The following is a 16,194-nucleotide window of genomic DNA, read 5'->3' on the forward strand; positions in this document are numbered from 1 at the left end:
CCTCAGGCCTTCTTGCCGCGGATGGCTCGCGCGGCCAGCTTGTCCACCAGCGCGGGCGCCACCAGCTTGAGCACCAGTCCCACGCGGCCGGTGAGCGTCATCACCAGCTCGCGCTCGCGGCGCTCCATGGCGCGCAGGATGAGGGCCACGCAGGTGTCCACGTCCATGGTGGGGCCCGCTTCGTCGCGAGGGCTCTGGCCCAGGGGCTGGCCCTCCGGACCCAGCGCGTGCGCGCGGATGTCCGTGGCCACGAAGCCCGGCGACACCACGAGCACTTCCGTGCCGGTACCCAACAGTTCGATGCGCAGCGAATCGAAGAAGCCCTGCATCGCGTGCTTGCTGCCAGCGTAGCCGGTGCGCATGGGCACGCCCGTCTTGCCCGTCAGCGACGACACGGCGACGAGCAATCCCTTGCGCGCCTTGATGTACGGCAGCGCGTGGAAGGTGCAGTGCACCGCGCCCAGGTAGTTGATGCGCATGAGGCGCTCATAGAGGCCCAGGTCCTTCACGTCCTCGAAGCGCGAGTGCATGGTGATGCCCGCGTTGTTGACGAGCACGTCCACGCCACCGAACGCCTCCACGGTGCGCTCCACCAGGCCGCGGCACGCCTCCGGGTCGCCCACGTCGGTGGGCACCGCCAGCGCCTCGCCGCCCGCGGCTTCGCACTTCGCCTTCACGCGCTCCAGCGCCTGGGCATCCCGAGCCGCCAGCGCCACGTTCGCGCCCCGGCCGGCCAGGGCCACCGCCAGCGCCTCGCCGATGCCCGCGGAGGCACCGGTGACAATCACGGTCTTTCCTTGCATGGCCCCATCCTCTCAGGGGCGCGGCCCTTCAGCCATGGCCTCCCGCGAACCGCTCCGCGAAGTGCAGTCCGCCAATGAGCAGCAGGCCACACAGGAAGCCCACCACGCGCTGGCGCGAGTCCGGGCCCCGGCGCAGCTCCGGCAACAGGTCCACCGCGCCGATGTAGAGGAACGAGCCTCCGGCGATGGCCAGCACCGTGCCCTGGAGCGAAGGCAGATACTGGGTGCCCAGCAATACGCCGGCGGCGCCCACCGCGGCGGTGAGCTGTACCGCGCCCAACGCGACCAGCGACCGCGCGCGAGTCCAGCCCGCGGCGCGCAGGAGCGCGTAGTCACCCACCTCCTGCGGTAGCTCATGGACGATGACCGCGAACGCGGTGGCGAAGCCTGCTTGAGGAGACACGAGGAAGGCCGCCGCGACCGCCGCACCGTCACCCACGTTGTGCAACGCATCCGATGCGAGCAGCGCGGTGGGCAGCGTGGGCGAGACCGGGTGCGCATGATGATGGCCGTGCGCGTGTCCGGCGGCGGCCTCCGCGTCGTGATGGTGATGGCCCAGGGCCCACTCCATGAACGTCAGCACGACGAAGCTGGCGAAGGCCCACGCGAAGGCGGCATCGCCCTTGGCCTCCACCGCCTTCGGCAGCACCTCCAGGAACACCGCGCTCAAAAGCGTTCCGGCGGCGAAGGCCACCAGCGCGGGCAGCCGCCGTTGCAGCCAGCGCTCGGACAACACACCGCCCGCGAGCCCGGCCAGGCCGTCCAGCCCCACCGCGACGAAGACGAGCAGGACGGTCTGTGTATCCATCAGGGGGCCATCAGCCACGTGAGCACGTCCTGGGGACTGTCCACGTGCACGAAGTGGCCGGCGTCCGGGAGGAAGGCCACGGGGCAGCCGCCGTCCTCCAGGCGCTGGGCGCTCTCATCGGACACGTACCGGCTGCGACCGCCGCGGATGCAGCGCAGGGGCGGGTGCACGGGGCGCTCCACCGCGGGCCAGAGGTCCTCGCCGGTGACGCGGCGGTGGAGCCGGAGGAGCGCGTCGCGGTCGAAGCGCCAGCGCACGCCGTCACCGTCGGGCGTGAGGTTCATGAGGATCCAGTCCGTCAGCGGCTCCGACAGGCCGTTGCCAATGAGGTTCGCGCGCAGGTCCTTGCGGCTGTCGGCGCGCGGCGGCGCCTTCAGCAGGATGTCCAGGACATAGCCGCTGTCCGACAAGTTCACTGGCACGGGGCCGGGCGCGATGTCGAGCAGCGCCACGCTGCGCACGCGCTCGGAGGACTCCAGGCTCGCGGCCAGGGACACGCGGCCGCCCAGCGAGTGGCCCACCCAGTCCACGGCGCCGGTGAAGCCCTGCGCGTCGAGCGTGTCCACCACGTCACGCGCGAGCGCGGCCAGGTCCGCGTCCGGATGCAGGGCCGGGGACGTGCCGTGGCCGGTGAGGTCGGGCAGGAGGATGCGGCGGCGCGGATCGGCTTTTGTCCACGCGACGGCCAGCGAGCGCAGGTTGCGGCCCGTCCCGAGGAATCCGTGCAACATCACCGTGAGCACATCCCCCGTGCCCACCTGAAAACTATCGAGCACCACGCCACCACCGCCTTGTGTCGCATGCCTTGACCTGGAGGCACGCCTGCCGCTTCATACCGCGAACCCCCCTTTCGTCGAGGTGAACCCGATGGCATCCGTCTCCTGGTTGTTGCTGGCGCTCGGCGCCAACCCCGTCGCTGCTCCGGCCGCGGCCCAGGCTCCGGCCGACCCCAAGGTCGCGGTGGCCACGGTGTTGGACGACTGGCACCGCGCGGCGGCGGTGGCCAACGAGCCGCGCTACTTCTCCTTCTTCACGCCGGACGCGGTCTTCATGGGCACGGACGGCGAGGAGCGCTGGACGGTGGACCAGTTCCGCGCGTGGTCGAAGCCCTACTTCTCCAAGGGCAAGGCGTGGTCGTTCAAGTCGGTGTCCCGCAACGTGTTCTTCTCCAAGGACGGCCAGGTCGCCTGGTTCGACGAGGCGCTGGACACGCCCAACCTGGGCCCCGCGCGCGGCAGCGGCGTGCTGGTGAAGGACGCGGCCGGCTGGAAGATCGCCCAGTACAACCTCTCCGTCCCCATCCCCAATGACCTGATGGGCGAGGTGACGAACCGCATCGCCACGTACTCGAAGGCCAAGGCAGCCACACCGCCCGCCCCTGCAAGCAAGCCCGCGCCGAAGCCCTGACGCATGCCCGCCTGCGTCATGCCGGGCTTCATGACAGAACCATGACAAACGCATGGCGGAGCTGAGGCCCTCCGCCATTTCCTACGCTGTACGTTGGAGTCCTTCGCCGCGCTGTACCGGAGGCCCCAACGCATGCGTGTCATCACCCCCGACCTTCTCGTCGCGGCCGTGACGGAACTCTCCCGGGGATCGAAGCTGGTCCGACTGAAGGACGTTCAGGCGTGGTGTGAGTGGAACGGCGTGGACGCGCAGGGAGACGGCCTGCGGAACCAGGCGCTCTGGGAAGCGGAGCGCGCCGAGGCCCAGGGTCAGCGCCGGCTGCTGAAGTTCAAGAGCGGCGAGTGCAAGCAGTCCCGGCTGGGCTGGGCGCTCATCCCCCACGGGACCAAGGCGCGCGAGCTGGCCACGGACCTGCGCTGGTGCGAACAGGCGTGGAACGGCATGGACTGGGAGTGGGTGGGCGGAGTCGCGCCCGTCCCCGAGCGCCGTCCCAACCGGACGCGGACCGAGGAGCAGGCGCCCGCCTCACCGTGATCCCGGGGCGAGCAGGAACACCGCGCCCCAGCGGCTTCAGACCGCGTCCTGGATGTTGTTCAGGTACGTGTCGATGCCGTGCTTGCCATCCAGGGCGAACACTTCGCCGTTCCCGGCGGAGTCGAAGGTGTGGATGGTCGCTCCTTCCGGATACTGGGTGGACGGGCCGCCGTTGAGGATGCCGATGCCGGGGAAGAGGCCGGACGCGATGCCGCTCACGATGTCCGTCACCGGGTTGAACGCGTGCGTGCCCAGCCACGTGGGCACGGGGTCCTGCTTGTTCACGTAGAAGGTGTACTTGGGCCCGTCCGGGAACGTCTTGCCCGCGCCCGCGAAGGTCGAGACGTTGATGTTCCCGAGCAGCGCCTCGCGCTTGTCGCGGTTGCCGTCGCCGAAGACGGGCAGGTTCCCCCAGAAGCCGCCCATGTCGTCCTTGATGCGGTTATCCACGTCGCGCAGCGCGCTCGACACGATGGCGCCACCCTGGCTGTAGCCGGTGACGTTGACCTTCTTGCCCGCCTGCAGGTCCCGGTAGATGGCGTCCGCCAGCGTCTGGGCCGCCTTGTTGTCGCCAAGGCCCAACCGGTCCAGGCCCGTCTGCGTCACGTCCGCGGGCAGCCCCTCCGTGGCGTTGTAGATGGGCACCACGTTGGTGCCCGTCTCGTTCGCCAGCTTCTGGGCCTCGCCCGTGGCGTTCCCGTCTCCCTGCGGCTGCGTGAGGATGCCGTTGACGTGGTACGTCGTCGGCGTCGGAGAGGCGATGGGCTTCTCCGGCTTGAACGGCGGCACCTCCGACACGGAGAACTTGTCCGGCGGATAGGCGTAACCGTCCGAGCCCAGGTACATGCCGTCGTAGGTCTTCGGATCCGCGTTCGAGTCGATCTTCAGCGCGCCGCGAGCCACCTTCGTCGCGTCATCCAGCTGCACCGTGCCGGCCTGCACCGTGCCCGTGTTGGACTGGATGGGCGGCAGGTTCGCGTTGCCCGAGCTGGAGGACTGGGCGCTCTTCGCCTCGAAGACGTCCTTGGCGGCCAGCGGGCGCGCGAGCGCGTTCTTCGCCACGGGGCCGGACTGTCCCTCCACGGCGCGCGGCGTCACCTGCCGGACTCCGCCTCTTCCCACTCCGTCGATGGACATGTCCCGGACCTTCCGTGCTCGCGGTTCGAGAAGGGTTATCGGGAAGTGAGAGAAGGAGTTGCCCCGATCAGGGCAGAACGTTGACGTGGATGCCCGGGGTGCGGCGCTCGCTCGCGCGCTCCACCACGCGGCCCAGGCGCAGCAGCAGGTGCTCTTCGTAGGGGCGCCCCATGAGGTGCACGCCCACGGGCAGGCCCGCGCGGTCGAAGCCCGCGGGCACGGAGAGGGCAGGGCAGCCGGTGAGGTTCGCCAGGCGGATGAAGCGCATCAGCGCGTCCACCACCGGCAGGTTCGACTCGCCGGCGGGGAGCGTCGCCTCGGGGATGGCGGGCGCGGTGCTCGCCGTCGTGGGCGTGACGATGACGTCCACGTCCGCCATGAGCGCCAGCAGCTCGCGGGTCAGCCGGTGCCGGTGCCGCAGCGCGTGGATGAGGTCCGTGGCCCGGAAGTGGCGCCCCAGCGCCAGGTTGGTGCGCGAGTCGAGCCCGAACACCGACGCGCGGGCCTTCACCTGCGGCAGCATCGCCTCCGCCATCTCGCTCAGGATGATGCAGCTGTGCGTCCAGAGAATCGTGTTCAGGTCCGGCGCGGGCAACTCCACCACCGAGGCGCCCGCGTCGGTGAGGGCGCGCACGGACTCGCGGCAGCGAGCCACCACGTCGGCGTCCGCGTCTTCAAAATAAGGCGTGCAGATTCCCATCCGCACGCCCTTCAACGCGCCGTCTTCATAGCCAGACAGGTGATGCGGAGGCTGCTGCCGGGCGACGACGTCGTGTCCATCCGGTCCGGCCACAATCGCATACGCCGCCGCGACGTCGTCGACGGTGAGGCCCAGGGGGCCTACGTGCGCCACGTTCCAGCACAGCGGTGGCACGCCCGTCTCCGGGATGCGGCCCCAGGTGGCCTTGAGCCCGACGATGCCGCACAGCGCGGCGGGGATGCGGATGGAGCCGCCGCCGTCCGCGCCAATGCTCACCGGGCACAGTCCCGCCGCCACCACGGCCCCAGAGCCGCTGGAGCTGCCTCCGGTGATATGGCCCCGACTCCACGGGTTGCGCGCGGCGCCGTGGTGCGGGTTCAACCCGATGGGGTTGATGCCAATCTCCTGCATGTTGGCCTTGCCCAGGATGACCGCGCCCGCGGCCTTCAACCGGGCGGCCACGGTGGAGTCGGCTTGGGCCAGCTCGGTGCGGAACGTGGTGCCCAGCGTCGTGGGGAAGCCCGCCAGGTCCAGCTCATCCTTGATGACGACAGGCACACCGTCGAGCACGCTCAAGGGCATTCCGGCGCGCAGCCTCTCCGCGGACGCCTCCGCGGCCCGCAGCACCTCCTCCGGCTTGCGAGCGATGAAGAGCCCCAGGCGGTCCGCGCCGCCGTCCAGCCGTTCAATCGCCTCGTGGACCTTGCGCGTCACCGCCACCGGATCCGTGCTCCCGTCCCGGTAGGCGCGAGCGAACGCCGCGACCGTCTCCTGCCTCGGCGTCACGGGCGACGCGGCGGCGGCGCGCGCGGCCTGCTCCACCGGTGTCTGTGATTCGGAAGGCGGCGCACCCGGAGGCAGCGGATACTGGATGGGCGGAGCATCGCCAGCGGACAGCTCTCGCCACGGCTCGATGCCGCTGTCCCGCATCAACTTCTCCACCAGCGCCGGGCCCACGCCGCCCCGCTCCAGCGTGTTGACCATGGCCTTGAGGGCCATGCCTGAGAGTCGCGGAGCCTTCACCGGAGCGCGTCGGTAGGTCATGGCCCCCGAGCCTACACCCCATGCACGTCCACGCATCAGGTCGTTCCCTGCGCCTGAAACAACCCGTAGATTCAAGTCATGCCCAAGATTGCCAGAGGCACTCGCCTGAAGCGCTTCAACCACTTGTCCAAGACGGAGAGTCAGGCGAGCGTCGCCACCCTCTCCGAGCGGATCCGCACCGAGTTCGCCCGGGTGCTCTGCATCCGCAAGACGCGGCGGGTGGAGGATGAAATCAAATACAACATCCACCCGAGGTACAAATACTACCACCTGGGCATCGACGCGGTGGAGCCATCGCTGGACAAGAACTACTGGCACGCGGCGTTCACCGTGCTGCAGGGGCTGCCCATCCAGGAATACGACTCCTTCAAGTGCCCGGGGGTGGTCATCAGCAACCAGGCGGAGCTCGCTGGCTGGGGAAAGGGGGACCTGGGGCTGCCCACCAAGAACGTCCTCGAAAGCCGGTATCCCGGCCAGTTCCCCCGCACCGCGGCGCCGCAGGCCAATGGGAAGACCCTGGGGACCTGGGATCTGGTCAGCGCGAAGCTCGTGGAGATGCGGGAGCGGGTGAATGGCACCCGGCCCGACGTCAGCTCCACCGGAAAGCAGCGCGGCGTGGAGCGGAACATCGTCCTGGAGGACGGCACTTCGTTCCCGAGCGGCGTCATCAAGGCCCCCTACCTGAACGCGGCCTCCATCCCCTACGGCGAGGCCCAGGTGCACTACCTCCCCGAGCACGTCCTGGGCGTCTACGCGGAGCTGCTGAGCCAGCAGCAGATCACTGCGTATCAGCAGGCGGACAACGCGCGCACGGCGGAGGTTGCCCTCCAGGACGCCGTGGAGGCCATCCGGGGAGCTCTGGACCTGCGCTTCTACCTGAAGACCACCTGCAAGATGGCGGTGCCGCTCGTCGAGTACTCCCTGGGCGCCGTCACCCTCCACGCATCGCCCAAGGCGCTCATGACGGCGGCCGAGGCGAAGTGCCCCGCGGCCGTCATCGAGGCCGTGAAGGCGAAGATCCCCATTGGCATGTATGGCGATGACGCCTGAGCGTCAGTGGCCCGTGGGAGACGGAGGCACTTCCGTGTCGAAGATCTTGTCCGACCCCGGCTTGCCAAACACCATCGTCTGATGGGCTGGCGGGAAGACGGTGCTCGGGACGTGCATGCCGGACGCCTCCCAGTAGTGTCCGGAGGCATCCGTCGGCAGCACGAGCTTGGTGCCCAGCGCGCCGGAGGCCGCCTGGAGCACCTCGTAGCAGGTCCGGCAGGGCGTCTTCACGCCACCGATGAACGCCGGGGATGACTCGCTCAACAGTCCCGCCGCGTCCAGGTTCATGAGGATGGGATAGAACATCTGCTCCGCGTGGATGTCCTTCTTCGTGAAGGTCCCGCGGCCCTGCTCCGGCACGACCAGGTAGACGCGGCCCGGAGCCACCGCGGGCGCCGTCCAGGCCGTGTAGTCGTCGCCGTTCTTCGTGATGGTGAGGAGCTCGTGGTTCGCGCAGCTCAACGACGCCCGGAGCTGCTTGAAGATGTACTTCCATTGATATTGGAAGTACTCCGAATAGGCCGCCTCGGTGTTCGAGACGAAGGCCGCCTTGTAATCTGGCAGTCGATCCGTGTGGGACTTCTTCAGGTTGCGCTTGGAGGAGTTGATGGACCCCGCGCCCGTCTTGCCAATCTTGATCTGCCCAATCAGCGCCTTGAGCGTCCCGTGCGTGCCCAGGGAGTTCTCCAGCTCCAGCCCATAGGAGTAGTTGTTGGAGGAGATGAAGAGCGAGCCGTGCGCCCACATGGCCTGGAGCTCGACGGGGTTCATCGAGTCTCCGCCGAAGTCGATGGTGTAGAGCAGCGTGCACAGCCGCCGCATGAAGGAGTTGGGGCCCAGCTCGCGGTAATCCCAGACGGCGTCGCGGCCGACGATCTTCGCGGCGTTCACCACCGTGGGGGCGGACTGGCTCAGCCGGGGATAGCTGGTGCTGTTGACCGTCTCCCGGTGGGTCAGCAGGGTCTTGTATTGGTTGAGTGACACCACCCGGCCCGGGTGCGTGGTCGTCGTCTTCGGGTTCTGTGCATTCGACAGTGCCCCGAACTTCGTGTCGTAGTCCTGCCGCCGCCTCTTCACCTTCTGGTAGGCCCGCTCGGTGTCGATGCGCGCCTTGGCGTCATCGTCCTCCACGGGCTTCACGCTGAAGGTGGGGACCTCGTCCTGGAAGCCGTCGTCCAGCCGCCGCCGCTTGAGGTTCAGCACCGCCGCGTCCGGAGCGATGTCGAGCGAGCCGCTGACGTCGTGCCGCGCCGGGTTGAGCAATCCGGCCTTCTTGCGCTTCTGGGCCTTGTTGGCGTCCGTCGTCAGCGGGACGAAGAAGATGGAGTGGTTGTGTCCGCACGTTGGACAGTCCGGACGGTTCGCCTTCTCATCCGAGTAGGTGCTGGGCGCGGAGTACATCCATTGGCCCTTGCAGTCAGAGCAGCCGAAGAAGAAGGCCATCGTCGACAGCTTGTCGACCTTGCTGCTGCCGCCTTCCTTCGTGCAGTGGTTGCACGTCGGCATGTCGCCCGGCAACTCACTCTCCAGGAAGATGCCGCTGGTGTTCAGGCACTTCTGACACTTGAAGTAGTAGAGCATCGTCCACCCTGGGGGAGCGCCAGAAGCCGCATGATATATTACGCGGCGTCATGAGCCCGCGCCGCCGAATCCTCCCCCTCGTCGTGTGTCTGCTGGCGGTCGCTACTGGCTGCAAGAAGGAGGCGCCCGCCGCGCCTTCCAAGCCCGCCATCGGCCTGGTGCTGGGGCTGGGGGGCCGGGGCGACCACGCCTTCAACGACTCCGCCCTGCGGGGACTGGAGCTGTGGGCCGGGGGGGTGAAATACGAGAAGGCTGGATATCAGGACACCACCGCGTCCGAGCGGAAGGACTCGTTGGCGCCGGACGTCGCCGCGCGCGGGTGGGAGATGATTCCGCTGGGCATCACGCCGGTGGTCCTTCAGAGCCGCGTGGCGGAGGACTACGAGCCGAACCTCCAACTGCTCGCGGAGCAGCGCGTGTCGCTGGCGATGGGCGTGGGCTTCATGCTGGAGAACGCCGTGGAGACGGTGGCCCGGCGCAATCCCTCACTGCCCTTCCTGCTGGTGGACAGCCCGCTGCTGGACGCGCAGGGCCGGGTCATCACGCTGCCCAACGTGCGCACGGTGGTGTTCCGCGAGGAGGAGGGTTGCTTCCTCGCGGGAGCGCTGGCCGGGCTCGTCACGAAGACGGGCCGGGTGGGCATGGTGGGCGGGATGAAGATTCCCCTGGTGCAGCGCTACGAAGCCGGCTTCCGGGCTGGCGTGGCCGCGACGAATCCGAACGCCACGGTGCTGGTGAACTACACCGGCAGCTTCACGGACTTCGCCCTGGGCAAGCAGGTGGGGCAGGACCTGTTGCTCAAGAACACGGACGTCCTCTTCGCGGCGGCCGGCGTGGACGGCCTGGGTGCCATCCAGGCCGTGAAGGAGGCGCGCGAGGCGGGCAAGACCGTGTCTGTGATTGGCGTGGACTCCGACCCGTCCCACCTGGCGCCGGAGGCGGTGCTGTCCGCCGTCGTGAAGCACGTGGACCTGGTGGTGTACGAGGCCATCCGCGAACAGCGCCAGGGACGCTTCCAGGGCGGGAATGTCTCGCTCGGGTTGAAGGAGGGCGGCATGGGGCTGGCTCCCGTGCGGCTGGACTTCCCGGGCAAGGACGAGGCGCTGCGCACGGTGGAGGCGCTCAAGGCTCGCATCATCTCCGGGGAGCTGAAGGTGCCCACGCAGCCGGCGCCCAGCGGGACGGCGGGCGCCAATCCCTGAAAAGGGGCTCCCGCTCGCACGATTGGGAAACGGGCCTCCTGACGGGCCATGGCGTCGACGCAGGTGCGGATCTCCTCCAACGTCTCGGCGGGGAGCTGCCGGAGCCATTCCTCCAGGTCGCTCCACTGCTGCTGCGTGATGGGGAGCGGCGCGGCCAGATGGCGGCAGCAGTGGTCACACCCGCGGCGGCAGGGCCACCCGTCATGGGAGCCGGAGATGTCCGCCGCACGCGTCTCCACGCGTGCGTAGACGGACTCCAGTGCGCGTCGCGCTTCGTCTGGCGTGCTCATCGGAGCGACTTTTTCATCGCTCCTCCGGCACTGGCGCATTCGGCCTTCGGATCGCTACGCCCCGGCGGTCCAGCCGCCGTCGATGTCGATGACCTGCCCTGTGGCGTACGCGCACGTCGCGAGGAAGTACGCTGCGTCCGCCATGTCGTGCACGGTGCCCGGCTTCTTGAGGGGCACCTTGCTCACGAGCGCGTCCAGGAACGCGCCGACCTGCTCCGGCGGGACGCCCCAGTCGATGTCCGTGTCGCGCGTCAGCCCCGGGGACAGGACGTTGACGCGGATGCCCTTGGGCGCCAGCTCCACGGACAGCGAGCGGCCCATGGCGTTGACCGCGCCGCACAGGCCCGCGCCGCCCGAGTAGTTCACCAGCGCAGTGTGACCCGCGATGCCGGAGCACAGGATGATGGCGCTGCCCGGGGCCATCTTCGGCACCGCGTAGTGGCATGCGGAGAGCTGGCCGAAGAAGCGGTCGTTGAAGAGGGCCCGCCACGACTGCGAGGGCACGCTGTCCACCGCGCCGAACACGGCCCCGCCCGCGCACGTCACCAGCAGGTCCACGCGCGGCACGGAGTCGATGAGCCGCTTCACCTGCGCGTCGTCGCCCACGTCGGTGACGACGCCGCGGGCGCCCCTGCCAATCTTCGCGGCCGCGTCCTCCAGGCGCTGCTGCCGTCGCCCGGCGATGACCACCTCCGCGCCCTCGCTGGCGAAGCGCTCCGCGATGGCGAAGCCGATGCCCGTGCTTCCGCCCGTGACGACCGCGATCTTCCCGTCCAATGCGCCCATGTGTGTGTCTCCCTGGAATGACATACGGATGGCCTGGGAGCGGCTGGCGGTTGCCCCTGCTTCATCCTCGGTGGAGCACCCGGTCCCACAGGCCTGACGGCGAGTCTTGCTGAGAGGACTGCCCGGTCGCCATGGCCTGGCGGGGCAGGGCACCTGGGTGAAGCCTGGGCCGTGCGCGACACCCCCGGACCGGGGTAGACACACGGCATGTCCGCCCTGCTCGACAGCGGCGTGCGCCAGGGCGCGGAGGTTCGCTGCCCCGGGTGCATCCGCTTCATCCCTGCTGATGCCGCGTGCCCTCACTGCCTCTGTGGTGCCATCCCGCTGGAGCGCTATGGCTCCGCGCGGGCGTTGGTGAAGTCCGGCGTGGACCGCTTCTCCCTGGCGGCCCGCACCGCCGCGCTGGAGCCCGCCCAGGTGGCGGTGCTGGAGGCGCGCTACGCACGGCAGTGGGGCGCGGTGCAGCGCCTCGCGGAGGACGCCCGTCGCATCGAGCCCCTCCTCATCCAGCGCGGCTTCGTGCGGGAGCTGGAAGATGCGTGGGCGGTGATTCTGCCCATCGAGGAGGCATCCCTGGAGGAGATGCTCGCGCCCTTCAGTCCCATGCCGGACTCGGTGGAGTGGCTGGCGAGCAAGTCTCCGGATCCGACCCTGCGCCTGCTGGCGTCGCTCGCCTGGGTGCATCAGGGCACCTGGTCGCAGGAGGCGCGCTACTCCGTGCGCAACCAGCTGCTGCACGGCGAGGGCCGCGTGGCGGTGGAGGCCATGCTCGCGATGACGCGCTGGCGCAGCGGCCTCTCCCCCCGTTTGAACCAGGAGGAGCGCGAGCGGATCCGCACCCTCGCCCTGGGCGTGCTCGACGTGCCGGAGCTGTCCTCACGCGCCGCGGTCGCCTGGGTGCGCGCGTCGCACGAAGCGCCGCCGGACAATGTCTCCACCGCGCTCCGCCGGGGCCTGTATGGCATGGACCCCGACGTCCGCTTCGAGTGCGCGCTGTGTCTCCACGACGAGGTGGAGGTCGCCCAGGCGCTGGACTCCTCCGATGCGGATCTCGCCGCCTTCGCGCGGCGCACCTTGAGTCAGTGGGGCTCGCGCCGGCTGCTCACGCGCCTGCAGCGGGACGGGGACGCGGCCTTCGCCAAGGAGGTCCTCCGCGAACTTCCCACCCCTCCACCCGAGGGCGCCCTGGAAGCGATGCTCACCGTGTCGCTGCGCACGGTCGGGTCGCTCGCGGACGAGCTGCTCTCCTTCGCGAAGCGGCGCCCCTTCCGCGAATGGGGGCTGGAGGACCAGCGGCGCTGGGCCCGCTGGGCGCGCTCGGTGCTGAGCGACCTGCCCGCGGAGACCGCGCTCGACTTCTTCAGCTGGGCCGCCACGCCTCCCCGCGACGACCCCGAGCCCCCCGAGGAAGAAGAGTCCGAGGCGATGTGGGCCTTCCTGGAGGAGACCGTTCACGCCATCGACCGGGGCGCGAAGAAGGACCGCACCGAGTGCTTCCAGGACTCCTCGTTCGCGCGCTTCCTCCACCATTCGGGCGTGGACGAACAGCGGAGGCTGAACGACTGGGCCCGCGACCCGAACAGCGGCGAGGCCCTGCTGGAGGCGTTGCTCATGTTCCCCTCCAGGGCCCGGAACCTGAGCCTCATTCCGGAGCGCCCGAGCACGGAGAAGCACCCCGACCCCGGTCACTTCGGCCGGCTGCTGATGGCCGTCTGGGAAGGGCCGGGCCAGCACCTCCTGGTAGCGCCGCTGACCCGCGTGGTGCGTTCCTGGAGCTCCCTCACCGGAAGCGAGCTGTTCGTCGAAGCCGTGTGGAGGCGCTTCCAGTCCCATCCCGCCGAGCGCGCTCCCCTGCTCACCGCCTTCGCCGCCTGGCGAGACCGCCTGTGGGAGTACCAGTGCGACGTGGAGCCGGACGCGCTCGTGCGCTTCCAGACCTGGTGGCGCGTGGATCCGGAAGGGCTCTACCGCCAGACGGAGCAGCTGCTGGACCGCGTCCCGGTGGAAGCGCTCCCCAAGAGGCTGCGCGCCCTCTGGGACGCGGCGGAGGAGCTGGTGGGCACGCGCCCGCGCACGGCGTCCCTCTCCGTGTCGAAGGGCGCCATGGCGCTGCGCAACGGGCTGGAGTCCCGCGACGTCCACGTCCTCGATGTCCTGGACGCGGAGCTGGAGCACTTCGAGTCGTGGCTCCCCGCCTTCGAACAGCGCGTGCGCGCCACGCCGTCCCCGCCGGAGGAGTCCAACATCCACCGCGACTTCCTGGACGACACGCACAGCGCGCTGCGGATGATGCGCGAGCGCCGCGAGCGCAGGCGTGAAGACGAGGAGCGCGAGCGGCAGCGCGCCATCGACCGACAGGTGGCCGAGTCCCGCCGCCGCGACCAGGAGCGCCAATTGGAGGCCCAGCGCCGCGAGGCCGAAGCGCTCCGGGCCCGGCAGGCGGTGGAGCGCGAACAGCAGGAGACGCTCTCCCGCGTGAATGCGCAGCGCCTGCTGGTGACGCTCCAGCCCCGCGTGCCGCTGAAGGACGTGGACCGCGAGGTGCTCTTCCCGGAGTCCGCCTTCCCCACGATTGTGGACTACGCGCGGATGATCAAGGCGATGCAGCAGGGCGGGGACGTGATGAAGCTCTTCGAGACCCTGGGGCTCACGCCCGCCACCTGGGCCGCGCAGGCCACCGCCTGGGGACAGGTGATGGTGGGCCGCATGGAGCTGGGCATGCGCTTCGGGGAGCTGCTCGGGGCGCCCTGGGAGTGATGTCCCCGGGCGCCTGGAGTGGAGGCCCGCCGCGCTACTGCGCGGTGGCGCCGCCGTCGAGGACCATCTCCGCGCCGGTCATCAGCTTGGACTCGTCCGACGCCAGGTAGACGACGGCGTTGGCCACGTCGTCCGGCTCACCGAAGTGGCCCATGGGGATGCCCTTGAGCATGCGCGCGCGAGTCTTCTCCGCCTGTCCACCGGCCTGGGCCAGCGCCTCCACCATGGCGGTCTCCACGTAGCCGGGGTGGATGGAATTGCAGCGGATGCCGTAGCCCTTGTAGGCACAGTGCAGCGCAATGGACTTGGACAGCATGCGCACGGCGGCCTTGCTGGAGCAGTACGCGGGGAACTGCGGCACGCCCACGAGCCCCGCGACGGAGGAGATGTTGATGATGGAGCCCTTGGCCCCGCACTCCTTCATCACGCGGATGCCGTGCTTGCAGCCCAGGAACACGCCGTCCAGGTTGACCGAGTGCACGAACTTCCACTCGTCCAGGGACATCTCCTCCACGTCCTTCACGATGCCCATGCCCGCGTTGTTCACGAGCACGTCCAGCCGCCCGAACTTCTCCACCGTGTGCGCCAGCGCGCTCACCCACTGGTCCTCGCGGGTGACGTCCAGCGGGAGGAACAGGCCGGCGTCGCCCAGTTCCTCCGCCACCGCGCGGGCCTCGCCCTCGCGCCGGTCGGTGACCACCACCTTCGCGCCCTCGCGCGCGAGCATCCGAGCGGACGCGGCGCCCAGGCCCCCCGCGCCGCCAGTCACCAGGACCACCTTGCCTTCGACTCGCTTCATGGTCGTCGTTCCTTCATGTGAACGGCGGGTGCTTCACGCCGTGGGGTTGGGGGTGAGGAGAATCTTCCCGTTGCGGCCCGGCTCCAGCGCGCGCTTCACCGCGTCCTGGATGCGCTCCAGCGGATAGGTGCCGTCCACGGGCGCCTGGAGCGTGCCCACGGCCATCAGCTCCGCCAGCCGCGCGAGCGTGGCGTTCTGCTCCTCGCGAGGGGCATCGCGCAGCCAGCGCGTCAGCCAGAAGCCGCGCAGGGTGACGTCCTTGAAGATGCTGGCCGCCGCGGACAGCATGGGGCCCTTGCCGCTCATGGCGCCGTAGTTCACCAGCGTGCCGCCGGTGGAGAGACAGTCGCCCACGCGGCGAGCGGACTCTCCGCCCACCGCGTCGATGCCCAGCCGCACCTTCGCGCCGCCGGTGGCCGCGCGCACCTTCTGGGGCAGTTCGTCCGTGTCCAGCAGCACCGCGTCCGCGCCCTGGGCCTTGAGCTCGTCGGCCAGCTCCTGGCGGCGCACGACGTTGACGGTCTTCAGGCCCATCACCTGCGCCAGGGTGATGAGGTAGCGGCCCACCGCGGAGTTGGCGGCGTTCTGCACCACCCACTCGCCAGGCTGGAGCGTCACGAACTGACGCAGCATCAGGTAGGCGGTGGGCGGGTTGATGAGCAGCATGCTCGCCTGGAGCAGGTCCAGTCCCGGCGGCACGGGCAACAGCTGCGCGGCGGGCGCGGTGAGGTGGGTGCGCCAGGTGCCCGCGCCCAGCGGGAGGAACACGAGGTCGCCCACGGCCACGGTGTCTGAGCCGGACACCTCCACCACGCGGCCCACGCCCTCGTTGCCGGGCGTGGCGGGCAGCTTGGGCAGCACGCCGTATTCGCCGGAGAGGGTGAGCAGGTCGGACGGGTTGATGGGCGTGGCGAGCACGGCCAGCCGAGCCTCGCCGGGCTTCAGCGGCGCGGGTGACTCCTCCACCACCTGGACGACGTCGGAAGGCGGCCCGAAGGCCGAGAAGCGCACTGCTTTCATGGCATTGCTCCCGCGCTGTGAAGGCGGCGCCACCCTAACCGCCTTCCGCCCTGCTGCCGAGCGTGCGCTGTGGTGCCACGCGCGGTGTGCATCCGCTGGTGGATGGATCCGCTCCGCCTGCATTCCCGTCCCGAGGACGCGGCGCTCTGTCCACCCCCGGACGCGAGAGGAAGGAGGCTGACGGTCGGTGACGATCGGGCCTCGCCACGACGCTGGGGGCTGCACAGGTTCTGAAATGGACCCCGCGGTGGGGCGGGTGGGGACGGGCGAGGAGGG

At 69.7% G+C, this 16,194-nt stretch carries 14 protein-coding genes; 5 read left to right on the forward strand and 9 right to left on the reverse strand.

What is annotated here, in order from left to right:
- Positions 1-2: 2 nt before the first annotated feature.
- The 3 genes from D7Y11_RS22185 to D7Y11_RS22195 are packed head-to-tail and all read right to left on the reverse strand — an operon-like array spanning position 3 to position 2,390.
- Entirely contained in the window at positions 3-803 is an 801-nt protein-coding gene (locus D7Y11_RS22185; protein ID WP_126934700.1) for an SDR family oxidoreductase, read from the reverse strand.
- Positions 804-831: 28 nt separating this feature from the next.
- On the reverse strand, positions 832-1,629 hold the full coding sequence (locus tag D7Y11_RS22190) for a ZIP family metal transporter (protein WP_126934701.1): 798 nt from the start codon (positions 1,627-1,629) through the stop codon (positions 832-834).
- A complete protein-coding gene (locus D7Y11_RS22195) occupies positions 1,611-2,390 on the reverse strand; it encodes an alpha/beta fold hydrolase (RefSeq protein WP_126934702.1) in 780 nt (259 codons plus the stop codon). The genes D7Y11_RS22190 and D7Y11_RS22195 overlap by 19 nt, the downstream gene beginning before the upstream one ends.
- 88 nt (positions 2,391-2,478) lie before the next feature.
- Here D7Y11_RS22195 and D7Y11_RS22200 point away from each other — a divergent pair, with 88 nt between their 5' ends.
- Positions 2,479-3,018, forward strand: a complete 540-nt coding sequence (locus D7Y11_RS22200) for a nuclear transport factor 2 family protein (protein ID WP_121752088.1) — start codon at positions 2,479-2,481, stop codon at positions 3,016-3,018.
- Positions 3,019-3,150: 132 nt separating this feature from the next.
- Positions 3,151-3,552 carry a hypothetical protein gene (locus D7Y11_RS22205; RefSeq protein WP_126934703.1) on the forward strand — a complete coding sequence of 134 codons (402 nt, stop codon included), beginning with the start codon at positions 3,151-3,153 and terminating at the stop codon, positions 3,550-3,552.
- 36 nt (positions 3,553-3,588) lie between these two features.
- On the opposite strand, the gene D7Y11_RS22210 is transcribed toward D7Y11_RS22205, so the two are convergent.
- Complete coding sequence (locus tag D7Y11_RS22210) at positions 3,589-4,689, reverse strand: PE-PPE domain-containing protein (RefSeq protein ID WP_126934704.1); 1,101 nt, start codon at positions 4,687-4,689, stop codon at positions 3,589-3,591.
- Between the two features lie 67 nt (positions 4,690-4,756).
- Positions 4,757-6,433, reverse strand: a complete 1,677-nt coding sequence (locus D7Y11_RS22215; RefSeq protein WP_126934705.1) for an amidase — start codon at positions 6,431-6,433, stop codon at positions 4,757-4,759.
- A 78-nt stretch (positions 6,434-6,511) separates the two neighbouring features.
- Here D7Y11_RS22215 and D7Y11_RS22220 point away from each other — a divergent pair, with 78 nt between their 5' ends.
- Complete coding sequence (locus D7Y11_RS22220) at positions 6,512-7,483, forward strand: hypothetical protein (RefSeq protein ID WP_121752092.1); 972 nt, start codon at positions 6,512-6,514, stop codon at positions 7,481-7,483.
- A gap of 3 nt (positions 7,484-7,486) precedes the next feature.
- Here D7Y11_RS22220 and D7Y11_RS22225 read toward each other — a convergent pair whose 3' ends face one another.
- Positions 7,487-9,064: a hypothetical protein gene (locus D7Y11_RS22225; RefSeq protein ID WP_121752093.1), complete on the reverse strand. Its 1,578-nt coding sequence runs from the start codon at positions 9,062-9,064 to the stop codon at positions 7,487-7,489.
- A gap of 50 nt (positions 9,065-9,114) precedes the next feature.
- Here D7Y11_RS22225 and D7Y11_RS22230 point away from each other — a divergent pair, with 50 nt between their 5' ends.
- Positions 9,115-10,266, forward strand: a complete 1,152-nt coding sequence (locus D7Y11_RS22230; protein ID WP_126934706.1) for a BMP family protein — start codon at positions 9,115-9,117, stop codon at positions 10,264-10,266.
- A gap of 344 nt (positions 10,267-10,610) precedes the next feature.
- On the opposite strand, the gene D7Y11_RS22240 is transcribed toward D7Y11_RS22230, so the two are convergent.
- Complete coding sequence (locus D7Y11_RS22240) at positions 10,611-11,342, reverse strand: SDR family NAD(P)-dependent oxidoreductase (RefSeq protein ID WP_120597429.1); 732 nt, start codon at positions 11,340-11,342, stop codon at positions 10,611-10,613.
- Positions 11,343-11,549: 207 nt separating this feature from the next.
- On the opposite strand from D7Y11_RS22240, the gene D7Y11_RS22245 reads away from it, so the two are divergent.
- A complete protein-coding gene (locus D7Y11_RS22245; protein ID WP_126934707.1) occupies positions 11,550-14,099 on the forward strand; it encodes a hypothetical protein in 2,550 nt (849 codons plus the stop codon).
- Positions 14,100-14,133: 34 nt separating this feature from the next.
- Here D7Y11_RS22245 and D7Y11_RS22250 read toward each other — a convergent pair whose 3' ends face one another.
- Entirely contained in the window at positions 14,134-14,898 is a 765-nt protein-coding gene (locus D7Y11_RS22250; protein WP_126934708.1) for a glucose 1-dehydrogenase, read from the reverse strand.
- Positions 14,899-14,931: 33 nt separating this feature from the next.
- A complete protein-coding gene (locus D7Y11_RS22255; protein WP_126934709.1) occupies positions 14,932-15,918 on the reverse strand; it encodes a zinc-dependent alcohol dehydrogenase family protein in 987 nt (328 codons plus the stop codon).
- Positions 15,919-16,194 lie beyond the last annotated feature (276 nt).

The sequence above is a fragment of the Corallococcus sp. AB018 genome, assembly GCF_003986945.1.
Taxonomy (GTDB): Bacteria; Myxococcota; Myxococcia; order Myxococcales; family Myxococcaceae; genus Corallococcus; species Corallococcus exiguus.